This is a genomic window from Desulfotomaculum sp., from assembly GCF_982386235.1.
In genome coordinates, this window is the sequence record NZ_CEVWQM010000016.1 from 57119 (window position 1) to 79155 (window position 22037).

At 43.5% G+C, this 22037-nt stretch carries 14 protein-coding genes, 3 tRNA genes and 2 pseudogenes; 6 read left to right on the plus strand and 13 right to left on the minus strand.

Going from position 1 to position 22037, the window contains the following annotated elements; translation table 11 throughout:
- Positions 1 to 12: 12 nt before the first annotated feature.
- The 3 genes from AC1U9Z_RS10890 to AC1U9Z_RS10900 form a co-directional block, all read right to left on the minus strand.
- Positions 13 to 1575 carry a methyl-accepting chemotaxis protein gene (locus AC1U9Z_RS10890; protein WP_479957420.1) on the minus strand — a complete coding sequence of 521 codons (1563 nt, stop codon included), beginning with the start codon at positions 1573 to 1575 and terminating at the stop codon, positions 13 to 15.
- A gap of 53 nt (positions 1576 to 1628) precedes the next feature.
- Complete coding sequence (locus AC1U9Z_RS10895) at positions 1629 to 3743, minus strand: putative bifunctional diguanylate cyclase/phosphodiesterase (protein ID WP_333530037.1); 2115 nt, start codon at positions 3741 to 3743, stop codon at positions 1629 to 1631.
- Positions 3744 to 3969: 226 nt separating this feature from the next.
- The gene (locus tag AC1U9Z_RS10900) at positions 3970 to 5418 is read right to left on the minus strand and encodes a sigma-54-dependent transcriptional regulator (RefSeq protein WP_333530038.1); all 1449 of its coding nucleotides are present in this window, start codon (positions 5416 to 5418) and stop codon (positions 3970 to 3972) included.
- Between the two features lie 167 nt (positions 5419 to 5585).
- Between AC1U9Z_RS10900 and AC1U9Z_RS10905 the strand changes: the two are divergent.
- Positions 5586 to 5762: pseudogene (locus tag AC1U9Z_RS10905) on the plus strand (helix-turn-helix domain-containing protein); the annotation flags it as partial.
- Here AC1U9Z_RS10905 and AC1U9Z_RS10910 read toward each other — a convergent pair.
- Positions 5701 to 6126, minus strand: coding sequence for a helix-turn-helix transcriptional regulator (locus AC1U9Z_RS10910; RefSeq protein WP_333530040.1), 426 nt, complete (start codon positions 6124 to 6126; stop codon positions 5701 to 5703). The pseudogene AC1U9Z_RS10905 and the gene AC1U9Z_RS10910 sit on opposite strands and share 62 nt — an antisense overlap.
- A 94-nt stretch (positions 6127 to 6220) precedes the next feature.
- On the opposite strand from AC1U9Z_RS10910, the gene AC1U9Z_RS10915 reads away from it, so the two are divergent.
- The 3 genes and pseudogenes from AC1U9Z_RS10915 to AC1U9Z_RS10925 all read left to right on the plus strand — a co-directional run bounded on the left by AC1U9Z_RS10915 (position 6221) and on the right by AC1U9Z_RS10925 (position 8453).
- Positions 6221 to 6379 (plus strand): DUF6198 family protein, encoded by a 159-nt coding sequence (locus AC1U9Z_RS10915; protein ID WP_479957421.1) that lies wholly within the window; start codon positions 6221 to 6223, stop codon positions 6377 to 6379.
- Positions 6380 to 6708: 329 nt separating this feature from the next.
- Positions 6709 to 6897, plus strand: a pseudogene (locus tag AC1U9Z_RS10920) (cytidylate kinase family protein); the annotation flags it as partial.
- A 623-nt stretch (positions 6898 to 7520) separates the two neighbouring features.
- Complete coding sequence (locus AC1U9Z_RS10925; RefSeq protein ID WP_479957422.1) at positions 7521 to 8453, plus strand: GGDEF domain-containing protein; 933 nt, start codon at positions 7521 to 7523, stop codon at positions 8451 to 8453.
- Here the strand turns inward: AC1U9Z_RS10925 and AC1U9Z_RS10930 are convergent.
- The 3 genes from AC1U9Z_RS10930 to AC1U9Z_RS10940 all read right to left on the minus strand — a co-directional run bounded on the left by AC1U9Z_RS10930 (position 8438) and on the right by AC1U9Z_RS10940 (position 10734).
- The gene (locus tag AC1U9Z_RS10930) at positions 8438 to 8608 is read right to left on the minus strand and encodes a hypothetical protein (protein WP_479957423.1); all 171 of its coding nucleotides are present in this window, start codon (positions 8606 to 8608) and stop codon (positions 8438 to 8440) included. The genes AC1U9Z_RS10925 and AC1U9Z_RS10930 overlap by 16 nt on opposite strands.
- Before the next feature lie 257 nt (positions 8609 to 8865).
- A complete protein-coding gene (locus AC1U9Z_RS10935) occupies positions 8866 to 9576 on the minus strand; it encodes an SDR family NAD(P)-dependent oxidoreductase (RefSeq protein ID WP_333530042.1) in 711 nt (236 codons plus the stop codon).
- A 273-nt stretch (positions 9577 to 9849) separates the two neighbouring features.
- Positions 9850 to 10734, minus strand: a complete 885-nt coding sequence (locus AC1U9Z_RS10940) for a LysR family transcriptional regulator (RefSeq protein ID WP_479957424.1) — start codon at positions 10732 to 10734, stop codon at positions 9850 to 9852.
- A 219-nt stretch (positions 10735 to 10953) separates the two neighbouring features.
- Here AC1U9Z_RS10940 and dapA point away from each other — a divergent pair, with 219 nt between their 5' ends.
- Entirely contained in the window at positions 10954 to 11838 is an 885-nt protein-coding gene (gene dapA / locus AC1U9Z_RS10945; RefSeq protein ID WP_479957425.1) for a 4-hydroxy-tetrahydrodipicolinate synthase, read from the plus strand.
- A gap of 729 nt (positions 11839 to 12567) precedes the next feature.
- Here dapA and AC1U9Z_RS10950 read toward each other — a convergent pair.
- The 5 genes from AC1U9Z_RS10950 to AC1U9Z_RS10970 form a co-directional block, all read right to left on the minus strand.
- Entirely contained in the window at positions 12568 to 13080 is a 513-nt protein-coding gene (locus AC1U9Z_RS10950) for a GNAT family N-acetyltransferase (RefSeq protein ID WP_333530044.1), read from the minus strand.
- A gap of 169 nt (positions 13081 to 13249) precedes the next feature.
- A tRNA-Ser gene (locus tag AC1U9Z_RS10955) sits at positions 13250 to 13343 on the minus strand.
- A gap of 4 nt (positions 13344 to 13347) precedes the next feature.
- On the minus strand, positions 13348 to 13800 hold the full coding sequence (gene tadA / locus AC1U9Z_RS10960) for a tRNA adenosine(34) deaminase TadA (RefSeq protein ID WP_333530117.1): 453 nt from the start codon (positions 13798 to 13800) through the stop codon (positions 13348 to 13350).
- A gap of 29 nt (positions 13801 to 13829) precedes the next feature.
- A tRNA-Arg gene (locus AC1U9Z_RS10965) sits at positions 13830 to 13906 on the minus strand.
- A gap of 53 nt (positions 13907 to 13959) precedes the next feature.
- Positions 13960 to 14036 (minus strand) — tRNA-Arg (locus AC1U9Z_RS10970).
- Between the two features lie 149 nt (positions 14037 to 14185).
- Between AC1U9Z_RS10970 and AC1U9Z_RS10975 the strand changes: the two genes are divergently transcribed.
- Positions 14186 to 14899 (plus strand): CBS domain-containing protein, encoded by a 714-nt coding sequence (locus tag AC1U9Z_RS10975; protein ID WP_479957426.1) that lies wholly within the window; start codon positions 14186 to 14188, stop codon positions 14897 to 14899.
- Between the two features lie 188 nt (positions 14900 to 15087).
- On the opposite strand, the gene AC1U9Z_RS10980 is transcribed toward AC1U9Z_RS10975, so the two are convergent.
- Entirely contained in the window at positions 15088 to 22035 is a 6948-nt protein-coding gene (locus AC1U9Z_RS10980; RefSeq protein ID WP_479957427.1) for a X2-like carbohydrate binding domain-containing protein, read from the minus strand.
- Between the last annotated feature and the right edge of the window lie 2 nt (positions 22036 to 22037).

Here is a 22037-nt window from a genome sequence, read left to right on the forward strand (position 1 = left end):
ATTAGGTGATTGCTACACTATTTTAAAGCGTTTGGTGAAACGCTCGAGCTCCTCAGCCATCCTAGCGAGATTCTGGCTTGTGGTTGATACTTCCTCTACCGTTGTCGTTTGTTCTTCGGTGTTTGCAGCAACGTTTTGTACCCCCGCAGACATCTGTTCTGCGGCAGATGCTACAGACTGTATCTCTTCTGAAAGGTTTTGCACCGCCGCAATAATTTTTTCAAAGGTTGTTCCAACCTCCAAGACCACAGTGGACCCTTTCTTTACCTGAATAACACTGTCTGCCATACTTTGCACCGCTTTATTTGTTTCCTGCTGTATGGATGTAATAAGCTGATGTATTTCCTTGGCAGCATTTGCTGACTGTTCTGCAAGTTTTCTTACTTCTTCAGCCACTACGGCAAAGCCACGCCCTAGGTCCCCGGCCCTAGCTGCCTCTATGGCAGCGTTTAAAGCTAACAAATTGGTTTGGTCAGCAATTTGTGTAATCAATTCGACAATTTGCGATATTTGAGCTGCAGATTTGTTAAGCATATTAATGTCTTCTCCGCTACTTGTAGTAGACTTTTCAATTAACTCCATCTGTTTACTAATCTGACTTAAACCCTCCGTCCCTTGATGGGCGTAGTTGGTAGCGTGGTCGGAATTCACTGCTATTTTCTGTGTATTTAAAGTAACCTGTTCCACTGTACTGGCCACCTCCGTAACGGTCGCTGCCGTTTCCTGTGCACCAGCAGCAACATTTTGGGAACTTGCTGAAAGTTGCATCGAGGATGAGGACACCAATTGAGATTTTTCTTGAACCTCTATTACCAACTCCCTTAAATTATGCAACATTTTATTAAAAGCCATTGCTAGCTGACTGACCTCATCCTTTGTTTTAATATCAATTTGTTCACCGGTTAAGTCGCCCTCTGCAATCCTAATTGATTCTGTTGCAACCCTTTGAATCGGTCGTGTAATGGACCGGGCCAGAAAAAAGGCTAGCGATAAACCCACTAACAAAGCCAAAACGGTGGAAATCAGGGACATTCTTTGCATAGAAGTTATTTCTAAATCCGTTTTTTGAACAATTTCTAAAAGGCTGTTGTTTCGTTCTTCAGCATAAGCAGTGCTAGCTTTATTAAAACTGCTGGCCAATGGCACCCCTTGATTTAAAATTATTTCGTTGGCTTCTTTTTCTTTACCCTCTTTAATGAGTGGAATAATCTCGTCCAGGACCAGCGTATTATAGTTATCCTGGTACTCCATCAGCTTTATAAATTTTTCTTTATTGGCCTTCTGCCTGGCTGTATCGATCATATTTTGTATGATCGATTTGTTTTCCTCACCCAGTTGTCTAAACTGTTCCGCATAGTTATCCTGCTTATAATAAAAGAAACCCCGTATGGCGGATGTTTGAGCAACAGCATGATGATTAATCGTATTTAACTGATTATTTCTTTCAACCTCATGGGGGATATAATTAACTTGTTCCTGCATTTTTCCAATATTATAAGAAACAATACCAGCGGCAACTGTAAAAATAACCATAACAAAAACAAAACCGCCGAGAATTTTTAACCGCAATGACATATTTTTGCCTCCTTAATGTTTAACCTTTATAAATATCAACTAATTAAAAAATACTAAGCGATATAAGGAACCGGTTTGCCAAGATGATAGCCCTGCCCATAACTTATGCCTAGATTAGCTAATATCTTTAGAATGCTTTCATTTTCTACAAACTCTGCAATGGTTTCTTTGCCCAGGCTATTGGCAACACTGCTGATGGCCTGTACCAATGACCGAAGGACATGATCTTTTTCTAAATTTCTGACAAAGGAGCCATCAATTTTTAGGTAATCCACAGGAAGAAATCGCAAATAAGAAAATGAGGAAAACCCGCTGCCAAAATCATCTAAGGCAAAGGAACACCCAACATCTTTGAGTTGATTTATCCAGCATTCGGCTTGTACTAAATCCTTTACCGCGGCTGTCTCTGTAATCTCAAAGCCAATCCTTGCGGGATTCATACCGCTTTCTAAAATACCCCTGGTTATATCTAACAATAGGTCTTTATCCCCTAAACTTTGCCCGGATATATTCATAAATAGTTTTATATGAGGGTTAGCCTGCAAAAATTGGAGAGCTGCTCCAAAAACCCAGCGATCAATTTGTGGCATCAAGCCAAACTGCTCAGCCACCGGAATGAATGTATGTGGCAACATCAATTCTCCGTTATGATCTTGTAAACGAATCAATGATTCGTAATGATTTACACTCCCGTTAGCAATTCTAATAATTGGCTGGAAAAAGAGTATAAATCGATTCTCCCTTAGGGCATTTTTAATTAAAGAAACGATTTGGTTTTTCTCAGTATAAGATGCAATGATCCCTTCATCCGATTCAACAAAAACAACTTTGTTGCGTCCCGTATTTTTGGCAGTATTTAGGCCAATCCCTGCAAGAGAAAGAACTTTTTGATAACTTAATTTACCATCTATTAACACCGCACCAATACTTACGGTAAGATTGATAGCAATTTCTTTGTCTAGGTAAAACTCTTGATCATAAATATCCCCACGTATTTTTTCGGCAATCTGTTTAGCTTCTTCAAGACTACTTCCCTCAAGCAGCAAAGCAAACTCGTCTCCACTTAGCCTAGCCAAAAGATCCTCTTCCCGCATATAATTTTTCAATAGACTAACCAAAAAAACTAGTACGCGATCGCCGAAAGCATGAGCAAATGTGTCATTAACAAGCTTAAAGTTATCCACATCGATCACCAATAATGCACTTTTGTTTCCCCTCTTTGCCTTGGCTACCGTTCTTTTTAATGCTTTTTCCATAAAGCTTCGATTATATATACCGGTTAAAGAATCATTGGTAGAAAGAAATTGTAATTGTTCTTCAATAAGTAGATGGTCGGTAATATCCCTGGCAATAATTATGCATTTGAACCCCCTCCCCGTTTCATTAATGATAGGCATGATTACGGAGTCTAACCATAGGTAATGCCCATTGGCGTGTTGATAGCGATAACTCTCCTTTGTGACAGAATTTAGTTTTACCCTCTCGGAGATCCTTAACTTGCTATCATCCCTGCTTATAAAACGATAAAGAGATTTACCAATCATTTCCCTGGGACTAAAACCAAGAATGTCTTGTACAACCGGGTTTACATATTGAATAATCCCTTCCGCACTAATTTTAAAAATTATATCCGGCATATTATCCGTTATTTGACGTAGGCTTGCTTCTTTTTCCCTTAATGCTTCTTCCGTCTGTTGATACTTATTTTGCAGGTTGCTTGTATGAATAGCTATTTCCAGGCATTTCGCCACGATGTGCAGAAATACTAAGTCATCATTTGACCAGGTTCTACGTTGGGATATCTGATAGAGTGTTAAAAGATAAAAACCACCCATATTCTTATATAATGGATACCAGAGAAAACTTTTAACCTTAAACCAGCCATGAAAAAGCTTGGCCCATTTATCACTGGGAATATCCAGGTGACTTTCGATCCAAAGATTTTTGTGCAATTTATTTCTTATAATGTTAGCCAGAGGACGTTTAAAGTCTATAAAAACAATTCGTACACTGTCTACCCCAAGTGTATCTTTGATAAGATTTGTTATATTTTCGAAAAGTTTTTTCTGGTTATCACCATGCATAATCGTATCAACCAAACGGTTTATGGCATACAGACAAGCAAGCTGTGATTCTATAATTTGATTATTAAAATGTTCTGAACTCACCTAAGTCACCTCAAAATCATTTTTTCAACATCAACAATCTAAATAATAGTTTTTCGTCTTATCCATTGCAATAAGCAAAAAACCTGCCAACATTGACAGGCTTCCCTTTTCTCATGATCTTTGCCCTAATTTTCCGCATTTACTGCACATGTTTTTCAAATTCCGTTTAACTTTTCAATTATTATTTACGTATACGTTAACATACGTGAACAAAATCGTTCAGCATTCACTTTCCTTCAACTCTATACTGTAAGGAACGCCTAGTCATACCTAAAAATTGGGCGGCTTTAGTTTTGTTGCCACCATGAATTTCGAGTGCCTGATCAATAATTCTATTAATAAGAAGATTAAGATTCAATCCCTCAGCAGGCAAAGAGAAGCCTTCCGGATTAATAATTGGCCTTAAACTATCGGTGGCCCTCTCATCTCTTTGCTCATATTGAAGGGTTTCCAGATGTCCAGGCGTTAACTTATAATCATCATGTAAAAAGGTAACTCTATCCATAACGTTTTTTAATTCCCTTACATTCCCCGGCCAGTTGTATGAAATTAATACCTTTGCCGCTTGATCAGTAATCCCCATAAATTTCCTTCCCCTCTTATGGGAAAAAGTCCTTAAAAATGTTTTGGCTAAGGGCAGTATTTCATTCTTACGTTCCCTTAAGGGAGGAAGAACAAACATACCTACACTTAAACGGTAATACAAATCTTGACGAAAGGTTCCTTCTTTTACCTTCTTGTCTATATCAACATTGGTGGCACAAATAATTCTGGCATCACATTTAATCTTTTTTAGGCCACCCATACGGTAAAAACACCTCTCCTGGATCACCCTCAATAATTTTGCCTGCAAATCCGCCGTTATCTCCCCAATTTCATCTAAAAATAGTGTACCGCCAGAGGCAAGATCAAATTTTCCTTTCTTTCCTGTTGGCAGTCCACCTGTAAAGGAACCGCCTTCATAACCAAATAATTCACTTTCAAAGGTACTGGAAGATAGCGTGGCGCAATTTATATCAATGAAAGGTTCTCCCATATCAAATTTACCGTAGTGTATAATCTTCGCAATTAATTCCTTGCCTGTTCCGGTTTCCCCCTGAATTAAAATTGGTATCGAACGATCCGCATGATATTTTAAAGCCAGCATGTAAATCTCTTTCATAGAATCTGAGTAAAAGTTGAATGTGTCCATACCAACTACCCTGGCAAAAGCCATTCTAAGGTGAGCTAGTTCCAACCTGGGTTCCTCAGTTGCAGTTCTAACATTTTCTTCAAATCTTTGGCAGAGAAATCTGTTTTCTTTTATTAAGGCCCGACGTGCAGCCACTCTTTCGATAACAATGGTTAATTCTTCGAAATTTATCGGCTTAACCAGATAATCGTATGCCCCCAATCGTAAAGCTTTAATCACTGAATTCATGTTACCTTTACCCGTAAAGAGAACAACATCCACATCCCTTGCTTCTGTCATTGATGAGATTTCTTGCAACAACTCCATACCAGTCATCTTAGGCATATTTATGTCTGAAAGCACCATGTGAAATTTAGCCGGCCTAAACAGTTCTAAAGCTTCCTGCCCATTTGCACAGTCTAATACATGATGACCTAGTCTTGATAAGAATTTTTTAAGATTGTTACGGCATATGTAGTCATCTTCAACCAGTAGAATATTCACATCCCCACTCCCCAAACAAAAAGTAGATGAATTAAATGACAAGCTATTATTACTTAAAATAAATAAAAAAACCGCCTTACTTTCGTTTAGTAAAACGGTCTTCGTGGCGGAAAGTTAGGGATTCGAACCCTAGAGACCGCTGGCGTGAAACGCCTAAAACCCCGCTTATGAGAAATCACCACTTGTGAAACTGTGACTTTACCCTAAAAGCAAAAGGGCTGTTGTCGCAAATGCTGTCCTTGCCGGAGGATTGGGCCTATACCCTAAAAGGCTTATCCCTTATCAACCGTGAGAAAATCGACGCAATCCGGAAAGCGGTGCAGGAGTTGAACCGCGCAGGGCATTCCTGTTTAGTTGTGCGTCCTCTGTTTCGATCTCCTTTACCTTTTTCGCCGTGGCGGTGACGATCCGCAATCCCTTTTCGCTTATATCATCAAGCAGACTTTCAAGCTGTCTGCGCTGCGTGGATTTGTCTGTTTCCATGTTCGGAAAAAAAAATTGGTCTACCGAAATGTCTAAAATAGTGACAAGCTCATAAAGGATTTGTAGGCTTGGGTGTTGTCCGCTGTTCTCAATAGAAGCAATATACCGAGGGGCAATGTGCATTTGGTCTGCTAATTGATTTCTCGATATTCCCTTTGCCTTTCTTGCAGTTTTTATGGCTTGACCGAAAGCCTTAAAATCGTACTTCTCAACTTCTCGCTTCATAAATATTTCACCCTATTACATTTTACTGTTCACCTTTCTTTTGGATATGATTACACATATCATAATACTGATAGCAATAGAGCATATTAGATAAATGCACCTATACAACTACTTTTCAGATAGTAGCATGACAATAATTGCCACGATTCTTTGCTTGGTTGCGCTCGGCAAGTTATCCAGCGTCCGCCAGGGTACTGTAATTGCCGCACTGATTGTCGACAATATGATAGGTCTTTTCACTTTAAAATTTTAAAAACTCACTTTCTTGTTTCTGCCCGAAACCAGTAAAAATGAAGAACCGAATATTTCTATTTCAAAGCAAAACCTTGTTATTACAATCTTGAGATAATTTGGAAATGATGGGGGAATTGGAAAAAGGATTGCTAATAAATTAGGAATTGCGTATTACAATTCAGAATTGATTACCATGACCGCTAAGGAAAGCGGTTATGCAGAAGAATATGGTTGCAGACAGCGAGGAAGAAATAACCAATGGCTTATTGCATGACTTCTATATCTTGGGTACACAACAACAGTTTCTGAAAGTGATATGCCGAAACTGGAACACCCTTTTTAGCCGAAGAAAAAGCAATTAAAAAAATTGCGACAAAAGAACCGTGTGTTATTGTTGATCGGTTAGCAAATTATATATTGGGCGACCATCAAAAAGCACTTCATGTGTTTGTGTATACGCCGGCTGCAAAACATTTTTGTCAAAAGCACCGGATATCTTCCGGAGCAGAGCGAACGGGCTACAAATGGATCCGCTGACCTATTCATAAAATAAAGTTTTATTTTAATCCTTGTATAGTTTATTTTTCAGCAACATCATACTAAAATTAAAATAACGGAGGTAGCGAAACCACGAAATACTATGAACAGCTACTGGAAAAAGGTTATTTTACATGGGATCATGTTTCTGAAATGGTCGGTTAATAAACCAGTGCAGCGACCTGATACAGAACTACCTGAAAAGAGGCTATATCCAAATTATGAAAATAAATCTGTATGTTGCCATAGATGGTCAAATAACCCACAAAGAAAAAATATGTAAACATTCTGAATAAGTCCTGTTGTTACAATGAATACATTTATAAATGATGTACACTAAACTGGCTGGATCGATCTTAAAAATTGAAAGTGAGAAATGCAGATGAATGTTTTTAATATAGATATGGGGACTCTCTTAATGGTTCTCGTATTAGGGCATATTCTAACCGGTATACTTATTATTTCATATACGATTCCACATAACAAAGAGAAGTCGGTTAATATATTTTTACTATCTAAACTATTTCAATCGATTGCCTGGATCATGCTTGGATTTAAAAGCACCAATACCTTATATAATTTGGATATCCATATCCAATTCTATACTATTTATTGGTGCAACATTGGAACTGATTGCTTTTTTAATTTTGGTTGATGGTTATAATAAAGTTATTAAAAGAAATTATAATTTATTAGTTTTCATCTGCTTACTTACTTTTAACACCATAACCATACACGGTACTACGGAAAGTATTCGGATTGTATTTGCCTCTTCAATTACAGCTATATTAATTGCCTTTCCCGTATATAAGCTTTTTAGACATAAAAATTCATCTATTTTACAAAAAGTAATCGCTTCTTTTTATAGCATTACCATGGTTTCCTTTCTTTTCATGGCATATACAGCATTAACCTTGGCGCACGATATGACGCTATGGTCAACCAGTATTTCCAATACCGGCTCTTTTCTTTTGTTGTATCTTGTAATGCTTGTGGGAAGTATCGGGTTTATTCTTTTGGCAAAAGAAAAATTGGATATTGAACTGGTTAAAGCCGCGTCATTCGATTACCTAACGAATATATTTAATCGCAGAACCTTTTTATTGCGCGCGAAAGAACTTATTTCCCTATTCGCAAGAAAAAAGGAACAAATCTCATACTTGCTTATAGATATTGATAAATTTAAAAGGATTAATGATATATATGGGCATTATACCGGAGATATTGTCTTGCAGGAGTTTGCCGCTGCTATCAAGACACAATTACGAGATTATGATTTATTTGGCAGGTACGGCGGTGAAGAATTCGCCATTTTGCTTCCAGGCACAAATGAAAAGGATTCACAAGAAGTTGCAGAGAGATTAAGAAGAACAATCGAAAATACATCAGTCAGCATTAACCCTGAAATAAAATATACCATAAGCATCGGAATAGTCACTCTCACTCCAGCTTCGGAAACTAACGTTGATACGCTCTATAAACTAAGTGACAATGCTCTTTATATGGCAAAAATGCAAGGAAGGAATTGTGTTGTACGGTTTCAAAATGCAGGATAAAAACGCATATATACAATGGTAACCTTTCCGTTTATTTCATCAACTTTAATTTTATAATCTGGAAACCAATCAAAGTATTCTTGCCATCCCGTTTTCATTTGCTCTCCGTTTGCTTTCCCAGCATAAGTGTCAATAAAACAAAAATCTTCTGCCATCCTTTCAATAATTAAAGGTAAGTTCGGATTATTAATAGCCTCAACAAACGGTCATACAATATCTTTAGCCACTTCCCTTTCCTAATTGCTGCTTGGCCATATGTTTATTGAAGTAATTTGCCCCTATCATCGATTGTTAGAGAGTAAAAATAAACAGACAAATTCCTCGACGAAATTTGTCTGTTTATTTGGAATAATAGTGGGGGGAAAATTTTATGGGTCGGCTGAGTATTCCCATCTCACCAATAAATTGCAATTTATTTTGAATATATACTTGAAGATGATACACCGCCATCAACAGGGAACGCGCCGCCTGTTATGTATCTGGCTTCCTCACCCACAAGAAATGCTACCATATTGGCAATATCCTCTGATTCTCCAATCCGCTTTAACGGTATGCGTTCCGCACAGCGGACAGCAGCTGCTTCATCCGTAAAGCTTTTCTGGAGAAGAGGGGTATTGATTGGCCCCGGCAATACGCAGTTGACCCGTATCCCGCAATCAGCATATTGCTGCGCAAGGCACTTTGTCAGCATAATAAGCCCCGCTTTCGTTGTGCAATACAAAGGAGACGTTAATTCTGGCACAAGCCCCAGACAGGAAGCAATCATAACGACCGTGCCTTTCGTTTCTTTGATTTTTAAAAAAGTATTTCGTGTCATAAGATAAGTGCCTTTAATGTTAATATCCACCATCTTGTCTATCTCTTCATTTGTCGTATTTTCTAAATATTTTTCAAAATAGATGCCCGCGTTATTAACTAAAATATCCACTTTTGGGATATTCGATAGTGCTGATTTGATTTGTTCATCATCACGGATGTCAACATGGTAAAACTGAAAATCCTCTGGTGGCGTTTGAATGTCAAAAATAATAACATTCATCCCTTCCTTTTTAAGTTTCTTTGAAATGGCAAGTCCCATTCCAGAACTGCCGCCTGTTACAATCGCCACTTTTTTATCTTCCACAATGATCACCTGTCATCAAGTAAATTTTTGTTTGTCCATTATGATGTAATCGCCGTTAAAACCATCATACTATGTTTCCCCGCATAGAAAAAGACATACTTTCCTCTTGTCGGGAAAGTATGTCTCTGGCGGAGAGGCAGAGAACGTCACTCATACCTTAAACCGAACCCCATTAAACATGTCATTATATCATGGATAATCACCAATTATTTCTCATTCACAAATCTTCCCGGAAATACTCTTGCTAAACAAGTAAAAAAATAACAAAAGGGCTTAACATATGATTTGACTTGCCATCTTTAAAAACAATTGCACCGAGTTTTTAACATCTTTTTCTTTTTTGGAAACGATCTGGGTAAACATATCGAATTGAGGGCCACTCCAATTGACAGGGATAAGTTTTCCACTATTCACTTCTTCTCTCACAGCAATCTCTGGCAGCAAAGTAATGCCTTGGCTGGTTCGGACAAATTCAACGATTGTAGCAATACTGTTCACTTCAACGATTCGCCTTAGTTTTATATTGTGTTCTCGAACGAAAGTAATAAATGCATCATGATAGCTGCAGCCCCTTTCGGTTAATATCACTTCCAAACCCTCAAAATTGCCTATATTTACGCTGCCTTTACATGCAAGAAAATGTTCTGGAGACGAAAAAAAGCGAATCGGTTCTGGACAGCTGAACTGTACCTTGACGTCAGAGTCCGTAATGTTAATGTTTTTATCAAAAAGTATTGCCAAATCCACTTTTCCTTTACGTAAGGCTATCAGATTCTGTGCACAACTTCCATACTGAAAGATTAAATTAATTTGCGGATACATCGTATGATATTGTTGAAAAAATGCTTTCAGGCGTGAATTGCTTAGCGATTCAACCGTTGCAACAATCAGTGTCTCTTGCTCAGGCATTAGGCTAGTTACTATTTTATCCGAGATGGCTACTAATTCTTTGGCCATAGGCAACAGCAACTCTCCTGCTGTCGTTAAAATAACACTCTTTCCTGCATCACGGCGAAACAGCTTTACACCCAGCTCTTTTTCAAGTGCATTAACTTGGGCAGAAACGCTCGATTGTACATACCCTAGTTGCTCAGCCGCCCGTGTAAAGCTGCCTGTTTTTGCTACAAGCAGAAATGACTTTATATTCCGTACATCCAAAGCTACTCCCTCCATCGGATATGTCGATAGCACAATCGAAATCTTTCGTTTTTGTTTCACATCAGAATATGCTAATCTAAATTTAGTTAATTGTATTCATACCGCAAATCCGACCATATTCTTTTTATATACGAAAACTAAGTAAAATGCTGCACTGCGATTGATGCATAAGCAGTATTAAGCACTTTCATTTAAAACAAAACGCAAAGGAGAATTTTGATGAAACTTCAAGGTGTTTGGCTGCCTATTATAACTCCATTTATTCATAATCAAATTGATTTTATTTCGTACCAAAGATTAATCGACCATTATATTTCCAAAGGTATACACGGAATCATCCCGTTAGGAACAACCGGCGAAAGCCCTACTATTACCGATAAAGAGTATGAAGGGCTCATTGCAGCAACAGTGGAATATGTAGATAACCGTATACCGGTTATCGTTGGCTTAGGTGGCAATGATACTCATAAGCTGATAAATAAAGTTAAAGCAATCGAAAAGTATGATCTAAATGGTATACTTTCGGTATGCCCCTATTACAGCCGTCCTTCACAGAATGGTATCTATGAACATTTTCGTACAATATCTGAATCTACTGACCTCGATATAGTCATTTACAATATTCCATACCGAACAGGTGTAAATATTGAGAACGAAACAATCCATCGACTGGCAGAATGTCATAATATCGTTGGTCTAAAGGATTCGTGCGGAGATATCACACAAACGATGAGTCTATTGCTAAATCCGCCAAAAAACTTTTCCATCCTCACCGGAGAAGATATCCTGTACTATTTGTCACTGACGCTTGGCGGCGCTGGCGGTATATTAGCTTCTGCCCACATCGAGACAAAAACCTTTATAAATTTATATAACAATATTAAAAACAATGATCACCAAAACGCCTTAGCCGATTGGAAACGGTTAGCAGCCATAATCCCACTATTATTTGCCGCCCCTAATCCTACTCCTATTAAACATCTCCTATTTAAATTAGGGCTCATTGATTCCCGTGAAGTTCGCCTGCCCTTAACACCCATACCTGCCGATCTGCAGGAGAGGCTGGACCGGTTAGTTCGTGTGCCAGCTTGCGCTACTCCTTAATTATGTTGTTGCCCCTTGAAACCGAGGGGCTTCTTTGTTTTTTCGAAGAATTTATGCCTCTTAACATACGCGATAAAATTCTTCTCAAGCGCTTTTTATGCCATGACTCCTTGGTTATATCCTGATTATCCAGAAATAGAACTCCCTTTAATATCTTTAGCATTTATTAAATAAATAATAAAAAAGGACAAAAGCGGATGGTGTTGCCGGTCCGAATATAGGCGCTTATAATGACCCTATCATGGTAAGAAAGGAAAAGACGCCTCCATTGTAGATAGCTACTGCTGTAACAATAGTAATAGAAGCGTCTGAAGAGCTTAATATGATTATTGTAGCAAATTATAAACTAATTGAAAACTTTAAATTAGGTATTTTTTGTAAGTTGCACATAGGTGTCTCGGAAACCTACGATGTGAACGGAGAGAAATTTCTGGACATAAATATTTCCTATAAATTTAGTCTGAAAGATTCAAACCGTGAGCCGCAAAAAATAAATAGAGCCGTTTGAAGTCATCCCGTCAAAGATAAACCTTCAAACAAGCTCTATGTGTAATACGTTACCAATACTCATAAAAAATATATTTAAAAAAAGACATTAGTGAATTGAGAAGTTAGGTAAATATAGATGCGCCCCAATTTCTCATTATGCTCATTATAGAAAATGGCTTGCTCACTAAACCGGAATTTGTAGCTTCACATTGTTGATATAAACTACGACAAAGACAATGCTTATCTTGTACGGCTATAAAGAAGATGAGGTATGTCTTTGTTTTTATAACGTCTAATAAACTGCTTCTTTATAGACATGCCAAGTCTTTCAGCCACTTTTCTTGAAGCTGTATTCTCCGGTCGAATTTGCGCCGTAATTTCATTTAGATGCAAAATATTAAAAGCATAATCAACACAAGCAGAAACGGCTTCAAAGGCATACCCGTTTCCCCAATATGATTTTTTATAAATATAGCCAACTCCGACATAGTTTTCATCATCTGCTTGTTCAGAAATTAACCCGGTGACTCCAATTAACTTATCAGACGCTTTTTCTATCACTGCCCAGTAACTATAACCGTCCCTATTATACCTCATAACATTTTCGTCAATCCACTGCACTACTTCCTCATCAGAAAAGGCATGTTCCCAAGCATACATGACATCAATGTCCTGCAAAATTGAGCAGACAGAACGATAATCATCTGTTTGTATTTTCCGCAGGAACAAACGTTGTGTTTGCAAAATAATCATGCCAAAATTTCTCCTATCAAATTCAAATATATTTGATGCACTTTTGCACGAATTATAAACATTGATAAATTCCAATTTGTCTATTTATAATGTAATCGCCTTTGAATTGATCGTGCCATATTTCCATAGAAAAAGACATACCTTCCCTTGGCGGAAAGTATGTCTTTTCTGGCGGAGAGTTAGGGATTCGAACCCTAGAGACAGCTCAGCACCGTCTACTCGATTTCGAGTCGAGCGCCTTCGACCAGCTCGGCCAACTCTCCAGGTTTATTTATTTCGTAATTCACGAAAAAATTTCTGCAAAATCTCCTTGCATTCGTCTTCCATAATACCGGAGATAACTTCTACTCTATGGTTAAACTTAGGTTGGTGAACAATATCTAAAATGGTATCAATGGAACCAGATTTAGCATTGGGGGCTCCATAAACCAATCGTCTAACTCTAAATTGGACAATGGCACCCGCACACATGGCGCAGGGCTCAATGGTCACGTAGAGAGTGGCGTGATTTAAACGCCAATCGCCCAATACCTTGGCTGCTTCCCGCATGGCTAGGATTTCGGCGTGGGCTGAGGCGTCGCAAAGGCTCTCTCTTAGGTCATGACCCCTGCCTACGATATCACCTTCGGCCACCACAACAGCACCAATGGGTACTTCCCCTTTTTCAGCGGCCAACTTAGCTTCTTGCAATGCTTCGCGCATGTAGCGGGCATGAGACAATGGAAAAACCCCTTAAAATAAAAAAAGAGTGGTGCGCCCGGGAGGACTCGAACCACCGGCACGCGGTTTAGGAAACCGCTGCTCTATCCACCTGAGCTACGGGCGCATATAAATATGTTGCTAGCCCCAAATATTTTTATTTAGAACTAACAACATAAGTGGCGTGCCTGAAGGGACTCGAACCCCTAACCTCCTGATCCGTAGTCAGGTGCTCTATCCAATTGAGCCACGGGCACATAATTAATTAACTTAACATATGATGCAACAACGAATACACTCTTGAAGTGTTGTTCCTATCGCAAAAATTATTATATAACAAGTAGCAAGCTAAAATCAACTGTAATTATATCAGATATTTAGATTTTTAATATTAGGAGAGTTTTTTATGAATCATGATGACATTCGTAACCTTGAATGCAAGTTAAAAACCCTTATTCTTATATGTATAATTATCTTTTTGGGTTTCTTTTTTGTGCAAATTGTTGATCTGCCTTTTTATAATATAACCAGTCAGCCTGAATATATAATCCCTTTTGCAGAAAAGGTTAACAATTCTATGGTTAAATTTTTTCTTTTAGCTGTCGTCTTTTCGATTATTATGATAGCAATCGTATTTAGATCTAACCTGAGTTTAAATGTATCCAAAGATAAACTAAAATTTAATCTTGATATAAAAATGAAGGATTATACCCAAAGTATGGATGGCATGAAACGTATTATTGATGACCAGGGTAATATCCCTTTATATAACTCCGAGGTTTACCAGCAATTAACACGTGATTTTATTATTTCTCAAGTAAATGATGAGGGGCAACCGGGAAAGTTTATCACCATGGAGTCTTACCTTAAGGGCTTTTTACATCTGTGCAACTCAAATATCTGCCCTAGCGATATTATTAACGCTCAGAGTATTAATGGGGATAAGGTTTTTGCCCCTAGGGATTATGTTGAAATAGGAGATAGTTTGTTAACAGTAATTACAAAAATGAGTGAAAAGAAGCTAACTGCTCTGCCAGTGGTAAATAAAAATGGTAAAATGATAGGTTCCATTAATTTTCATCAAGTATTGAAGATAGTATTAGAATCTATGGAACGATGAAAAAACCGTTAGTCCAAAACTAACGGTTTTTTTATATTTGAAAAGTTTGGTCACATTTTTATTCTTTTTATGAGGCCATCAATACCCGCTGATAGGCCCTCCGAACGGCTCGCTTACGGTGATGTTTTCGGTGATTTCAAATTCTGTGATTTCGATTTCCGGGCTTTCGTATGGCTTTTTCATAGTATTCACCTCGTTCCAGGCTCAATATTATCGCTGTATACCGTTACCATATTACCTTCCCTGTCCTTGTAAATTAGGTAGGCTCTCCCGTACCAGGTTTCGCCGGCTTCGACATTCGACTTCATGATATAGAACTGGTCGGTGGTGGTATCCAGTATATTTCCAAGGATTACGTTCGGAGTATCCACCGTCAGGTCGGATGTCGATGAATTCAGCAATACGCCGCTTTCCACCAGGGTGTAACCGGCCAGGTCTTTGATTGCCGTGAACAGGATGGTCCCGTTTGTCGAATCTTCCATTACATCATTAGACAATGTGATAAAGGGTGTATTTTCAATCACCGTACTGTTGTCAACAAACACAGCCACAAGCGAGGTATCCCTCATGGGAGCAAAGAATGTAAAGGTGGATTTTGTGCTTACCTTTTTGCCGTCCTGCTCCCAATGACTGAACTTTTGTCCGTCCGGTGCGGCGCCCGCCGCCACCGTTACCGGCATGTCGAATCGGTAGCTGCCTTTATTGCCGCCTGTGGACAGGGTTCCCCCCGCCACGGTTACCGTATAGGCACCCGTTTCTCTCACATAGATGGCGGTGATGATCCTATCGGAAGTAACATTACTTGACGAATGGCTCCAATGTGAGAAGCTATACCCAAACAACGGGGGTTCGGCAGGAGGGGGCACCGATCCGTTCTTCGCTACATTCGTCAATTGCAGGATTTTTCCACTCCTGTCTTTAAACGTAACGGTGTACCAGGGATCCTCCGCTGCGGGAACTTTAGTGAACACAGCCGTTACGTTAATTCCTGAACCCATCATAACTTCATAAACCGGATCGTCGGAAATAATGCTTGCGTTTTTTACGTTCAGCCAATAAGCAAAGGTATATCCCGAACTTGCCGCAGCTTCCAGGCGAATGGACGTACCCATATCATAGGGCGTGCTGTATACCGGTGAAAGGGGCGTTGAACTGCCGTTCAGCGTCACTTCCCCTCCCTCAAGGGTCTTGACTTCAAGGTAGCCTCTTTTCATATCTGGGCTTTCATCTTCCCAAATGGCGTACAAGATAAGGTCATTTACAGGCATGGTCACCGTCGCGCCCTGAGCGTAAGCGGTGCCTCCCGTGTCAAGGGGATTGGTATACCAGTGCTTGAACTTCTTGCCGCCCAGCGAGGTAAAGGTATTGTTTGCCGCCGCGAAGGTTGCGCTTGCAGCTTTGGCACTCTCTGTCGGTGCGGTGCCCTCGCCGCCGTTGGCGTTGTAGGTGACGCTGTAGGTCACCGCCGGCTCCGCTCCCGTCGCCGGGAAGGTTGCCGTTACTACGCCGGAATTGGCAGCGTTGGTTGCAGTTGCTCCGTCCACGGTGAAGAAGTTCTCGGTAATCCCGCTCAGGGTATAACCGGCTTTAGGCGTAAGAGTAATGGTCGCCGTATACACCGTGCTTGGGGCAAAGGGGTTATGCGTAGGGTTCCAGGTCACGGTTCCGCTGTATTGTGCCGTTTCAATAATAGCTGTTACAGGCGTCGCGCCACATACCGGAGCTGTCACCCCTAGGATGGCCGCGCTGATTTCCGGCGTGGTGTCGATGATGTTGATGGTCAGCGTGACTGGGTCGCCCGCCCAAAATCCAACGGTCAAAACCAGCTCCCCCACGGGCTGGGACGCAAGGTATTCCTTTTTGATAATCAGCGTACCCTCGCCGATTGTGCTACCGGCTTCCATGTCGATGTCGCTTCCCCACGCAAGGTCTGTATCACCCGCCTTGACGTACTTTACTCCTTTTGAATCGTTCTCTGTGATCGTTGCGGTCACATTTTCCTGTTCAGCCGGGTTTTTGTCGAAGATCCCGCTGTCCGGGTTGATTGAGGCGTTTCCCGGCAGGATGGTAACGGTCAGCGTCACGGGTTCGCCGATATCGAAATATACGCTAAACTCAAAATCCCCCACAGGCAGCAATGTCGCAAGAAATTCTTTTTTAATGGTCAGCGTGTTCCCGGCCACCTCATAACTCTCCGGATCGATTATCGTCCAGCCCGCCGTCATGTTTACCACATAACTCACCGATGCCGCGCCGTTCCATTGAATGGCCGCGGTCACATCCGCCTGACGGCCCGGAGTCCTGTCATATGTCCCGGTTGTCGGGCTGACGCTGGGATTGTCGGCGATCGTTATGGTAAGCGTATCCGAGGCACCTTTGTCGAACACAACCGTCAGAATAAGCTCACCTTCGTCCTGTTCCGCGAGATATTCCTTTTTAATGGTCAGCACATACCCGCTCACGCTGTAATTCCCCGCCCCGATGGACACTCCGCCCGCCGTGATGTCGGTTACTGAAACCGCGTCATTAAAGGTAACGTACGTGGTCACATCCGCGGCAGCGTCCTTTTTGAAATCTCTGGATGCGGGAAAGACGTAGGCGTTCATCGGCACAACGTCGATTCCCAGCGTTGCCGGATCACCTCTGTCAAACACGATGGTCGCAGTGAGGTCGCCAAAGGGTTGGTATATTAAGCGATCGCCTTTGATCGTCAGCATGTCCCCGCTCACGGCGTAGGTGTCTGTTCCAACTGAGACACCATTCAGCTTCACGTCGGCCACGGCGTTCGCGTCGTTCCATGTTATAGTCGCGGTCACATCTGTCCATTTCGCATCCGTCGGGTTTCTGTCAAACGTCACTCCGGCTGGGCTGATGACGGCGTTTCCCGGGATAGTGATGATGGTAAACGCCGTCGGATCGCCCTTGTCGAATACGACGGTCAAAGCAAGGTCGCCGAACGGTTGGGACGCAAGATACTCCTTTTTGATGGTCAGTTTGTTCCCGACCACGTCATAACTCTCCGACCCGATGGAAACTCCGCCCGCCTTCACGTCCGTAATCGTTTTTGCACTATTCCAGATAATAGATGCCACTGCATCCGCCTGTTTCGCCGGATTCCTGTCAAAAGTCCCGCTATCCAGGCTGATGCTGGCGCTCTCAATTATACTTGAGTAACACTGAATATAATCCAAATTCAAAACCGCATCGCCATGGTCATACTGAATTTTCAGGCTGTCACCGCTGTCAATTTCCAAAGGAAGCCATATGCTGCGAAAGCACCCCACACCGAACCATCCGCCGGTAGAGGTAAATGCAGCATCCATAATATGCACGCCATTTTTGTAGATGCTGATGGTTCCATTGTTTAGGCTTGCATAGCGGATTTCAACCATATGCGACTTTGGCAGGTTGTTCCACTGAACATAGCTTTTTCCCGCAATTTTGAGATCTCCAACCTGTTCTTCTCCCGAAGCACCCACAGCCTGAGCACCGCCGAAAATCCTCACATTGCTAATAACCGCGTCTTCCGCCTCAAACTTTCCCGGGGTTGCGGGAACATTCAGGTTAAAGGTCTTTGTCTTTGCCGTTGCGCCTGTATATGAAACCGTTGCGGTCAAAGCAACCGTTTTGTCATCGTCGAGTTGCCTTATTACTGCGCCCGTACCGGTGTTAATCATTCCTGTGGGGGAGGCGCTCCATGTTATGGTCGTACCGTTCGCCCCTGTTTTGGGGAGATTAAGGGCTGTTTTAACATCATTCTCCGCACTGTTACTGCCTTTTATGGCGTTCCAAAGGAGGGCATCAAAGTCGGCTTCAATACACTCAGCGGGTGTGAAGTCACGCCAGACTGCGTACAGCGTGAAATTCTGCGCAGGCATTGTAACTGTCGCATCGGGCGCATAAGCCGTGCCGGAACCGTTTGCCGCCGTGTTCCACTCCTTAAACTCCTTGCTTGCCGGCGGAGTCAGGGTATTGTTTGCCGCCTTGAATGTTGATCCTGCGACTTTATTATCCTCTGTGGGAGCTGTCCCGCTGCCGCCGTTTGCGTTGTAGGTGACGCTGTAGGGTGTTGTGTCACTGATGGCTATGCTAAATGTCGCTGACACGCCTTTGTCGAATTCAATGCTCAGCACGAGGTTACCCATGGTTTTTGTTGCGAGATACTCCTTCTTGACGGTCAGCGTATCCCCTACTACGCTGTAGCTCCCAGCCCCGATGGTAACTCCGTCCGCCTTTGCGTCCTTCACCGATACTGCGCTGTTCCAAGTGATGGTCGTCGTAACGTCGGCCTGATCGGACGGGTTCCTGTCAAATGTCCCGCCGGCCGGGCTTATACCGGCGCTCTTGATGATGTTAAAATTAGCCGTGGCCGTAGCGGCATTATAGTTGGCCGTGGCTGCCGAGGTTCCCCGCACGGTGTAGCTTCCCGCCCCGGTGGGGACGGTGGCGGTGTAGGTGCTGTCGTCTGTCCCCTGTACCTTGTATACGTAAGTAACCGCCCCGCCGCTGATGTTGGTTTCGACGGATGGCGCGGGGGTTGCCCCATAAGTGATATCGGCACAGGAAATGCTCAGGGTGTTGTTCGCCTTGCCGATGGTGAAATTGGCCGTGGCCGTGGCTGCGTTATAGTTGGCCGTAGCTGCCGAGGTCCCCCGCACAGTGTAGCTTCCCACCCCGGTGGGGACGGTGGCAGTGTAGGTGCTGTCGGCTGCCCCCTGTACCTTGTATGCGTAGGTAACCGCCCCGCCGCTGACGTTGGTTCCGACGGACGGCGCAGGGGTTGTCCCATAGGTGATGTTGGCACAGGAAATACTCAGGGTGTTGTTCGCCTTGCCGATGGTCAGGGTAAAGGCTTGGGTGGCGTCAGGCAGGGCACCGTTTGACACCTTCACTGTAAAAGGATAGCTCCCCGCAGAGATCGTTTTGCTGATGGATATGAGCCCCGCACTGTCCACGGTAACGCCGGCGGGCGCGCCTGTCAGGGAAAACGTAAGGGGTGCGGTGCCCGTCGTCTGCACCTGAAAGCTGCCGCCCGCTCCGTAGGTCAGGCTGCAACTGTTGCCCGATGTGATGGCAGGCGGATTGAGGGGCATCGTCTCTAGGGTGGCCGAAGTGCCGTTGCCGCTTCCGTTGACGGCCCGAACGAAGAACCGATAGGACACCCCGTTGGTCAAGCCGGTGACGGTATAGGACGTAGCCAGGCCCGCGGATACCCAGGTTTTGCTTACGGGATGGAACACCTGATAGGCGGTGATGTTGCCGGAGCCTTTATACTCGGGGGCGCTCCAGTTCAGGGTCACCTTCCCATTCCCACTGGCGGCCGTCACCGTCCTCGGCGGCGTGGGATAGAGGTTCCGGCTGCCGGAAATCTCCGTCACAGGGCCGTTGCCATGGATATTCAACGGGCGGATTTGTAGGGTAAAGTCCACTGAGCTACTCCCATTGGTATAACTGTAGGAATAAGCGCCGACAGCGGCGAAAGTCCACGACGCGTGGTCGTTCATGGAGGTAGCAGCAGTATACCGTGTTTCATAACTTACGGTGCCCTCCTGCGTGCCGGCGGGCTTTTCCCAGAAAAGGGTGAGGGTGTTCCCCTCATACACAACGATGGGGTTTTGGACAGCGCCCGGCGGTATACCCGGGGTCTTTTTAATGGTCGCTTCCCGTCCGTCGCCGTTGCTATTTACCGCCCGCACCTTAAAGGTATATTCGGTGTCGTTGATCAACCCGGTAAAGGTATAGCTGGTGTTCATGCCTGCGGATATCCAGGCTTCGCTGTCTTTGCAGACCTCATAGCGGATAATAGCCGACGAGCCTTCATGGGCGGGGACCGCCCAATTCACCGTCACCTTTTGATCACCTTGCACCGCCGTAATATTCACGGGCATAGAAGGTGCGCCGGAGATCATACGCCAGGGAATATCGGCGCTTTGCAGCCCCTCGGGAAAGTCCGCCAGCACCGCAAGCTTGCCCACCCCGCCGGTCCAGGTGGGGGTGGGAAAACCATTGGAAATGAACTTCTCCTGGGTCTGCAGCTCGTCCGGCGTGATGTTCGTGCCGTTGGCCCCGCCTCTGCCCACCAGGTTCATGGTGGAAAGGGCAAAGGTGTTGGATGAGTTGGTTCTGACGTTATATCCTGCCACGCGGCCAGTCCACGGGACGTCAAAGGTAAAAGAAGCCGAAACCAGGCCGTTGAGGGCAAGGCAATTTTCCATGCGGCTCCACCTGTCCATGCTGGCATCCGCAGACCCGACGATGCCGCCAATGTACCAGTAGCCCACAACGTCGCCCGTTGCGTAGCAGCCAACGATGCTTGAGCTATAAGCCCGGCCGACCACGCCCCCGGCAGGGCCAAATTTATCGACCAGCACATGGGGGTAGATCTCGGCGTCACTGACGGAGCCGGTGGCATAGCAGTTCAGAATGTTGCCGAATTCAGCACAGCCCGCCACGCCGCCTACTCGAAAGGGAGATTCTCCCGTGCCAAATACATTACAGGTTGCAAAGCAGCGTTCAATGCGGCTTTCGACAGATGGCACGGTGGAGAAGTATGGAATAGTTGCCGGGTCGTATGCGGCCAGGCCTGCCACACCGCCCACATTTTCGTATCCGGCAACCCGTCCGCCCACCACCGCGCAGTGATTGAGGACTCCCCAAACCTCCCCCGCGATGCCGCCGACATTTTTCTTCCCAGTGATGTCCACATCCGTCAGGATCACGTCCTTCACCGTGCCCCTCACCATACCAAACAGCCCGATGTACTCCGCTTCGGGCGCATCAATGGTGAGATTGCTGATGGTATGCTTGCCCCCCTCGAAGGTCCCGTAAAAGGGCGTTTCCTTGCTGTTTCCGATGGGCGTCCAGTTCTCGTAGTCCGAAAGGTCAAGATCGGCTGTCAGTGTGATTTTCTTGTTCCAAAAGTTAATTGCATAACCGTGGTTGCCGTTTACAATGTCCGCAAGGCCTTGAAGCTGCGCTGCGCTTCCGATCTCAAATGCCGCCGCGCCGGGGTTGCTGTCATACCAAGAATAGTCCGCGCCCGTTTCCTCCGCAGCCAAAACCGGCGCCGTGCTCACAATCATGATAAGGAACAATATCAAAGCGGTGAGTTTTTGCGCTGTGTTGCTTTTGCCCATAC

Excerpts from the sequence above, each read along its gene's own strand:
- AC1U9Z_RS10890 (WP_479957420.1), bottom strand. The coding sequence starts at position 1,575 with ATGTCATTGCGGTTAAAAATTCTCGGCGGTTTTGTTTTTGTTATGGTT.
- dapA (WP_479957425.1), top strand. The coding sequence starts at position 10,954 with ATGAAACTTCAAGGTGTTTGGCTGCCTATTATAACTCCATTTATTCAT.
- AC1U9Z_RS10915 (WP_479957421.1), top strand. The coding sequence starts at position 6,221 with ATGCACCTATACAACTACTTTTCAGATAGTAGCATGACAATAATTGCC.
- AC1U9Z_RS10950 (WP_333530044.1), bottom strand. The coding sequence starts at position 13,080 with ATGATTATTTTGCAAACACAACGTTTGTTCCTGCGGAAAATACAAACA.
- AC1U9Z_RS10980 (WP_479957427.1), bottom strand. The coding sequence starts at position 22,035 with ATGGGCAAAAGCAACACAGCGCAAAAACTCACCGCTTTGATATTGTTC.
- AC1U9Z_RS10930 (WP_479957423.1), bottom strand. The coding sequence starts at position 8,608 with ATGGCAGAAGATTTTTGTTTTATTGACACTTATGCTGGGAAAGCAAAC.
- AC1U9Z_RS10975 (WP_479957426.1), top strand. The coding sequence starts at position 14,186 with ATGAATCATGATGACATTCGTAACCTTGAATGCAAGTTAAAAACCCTT.
- AC1U9Z_RS10910 (WP_333530040.1), bottom strand. The coding sequence starts at position 6,126 with ATGAAGCGAGAAGTTGAGAAGTACGATTTTAAGGCTTTCGGTCAAGCC.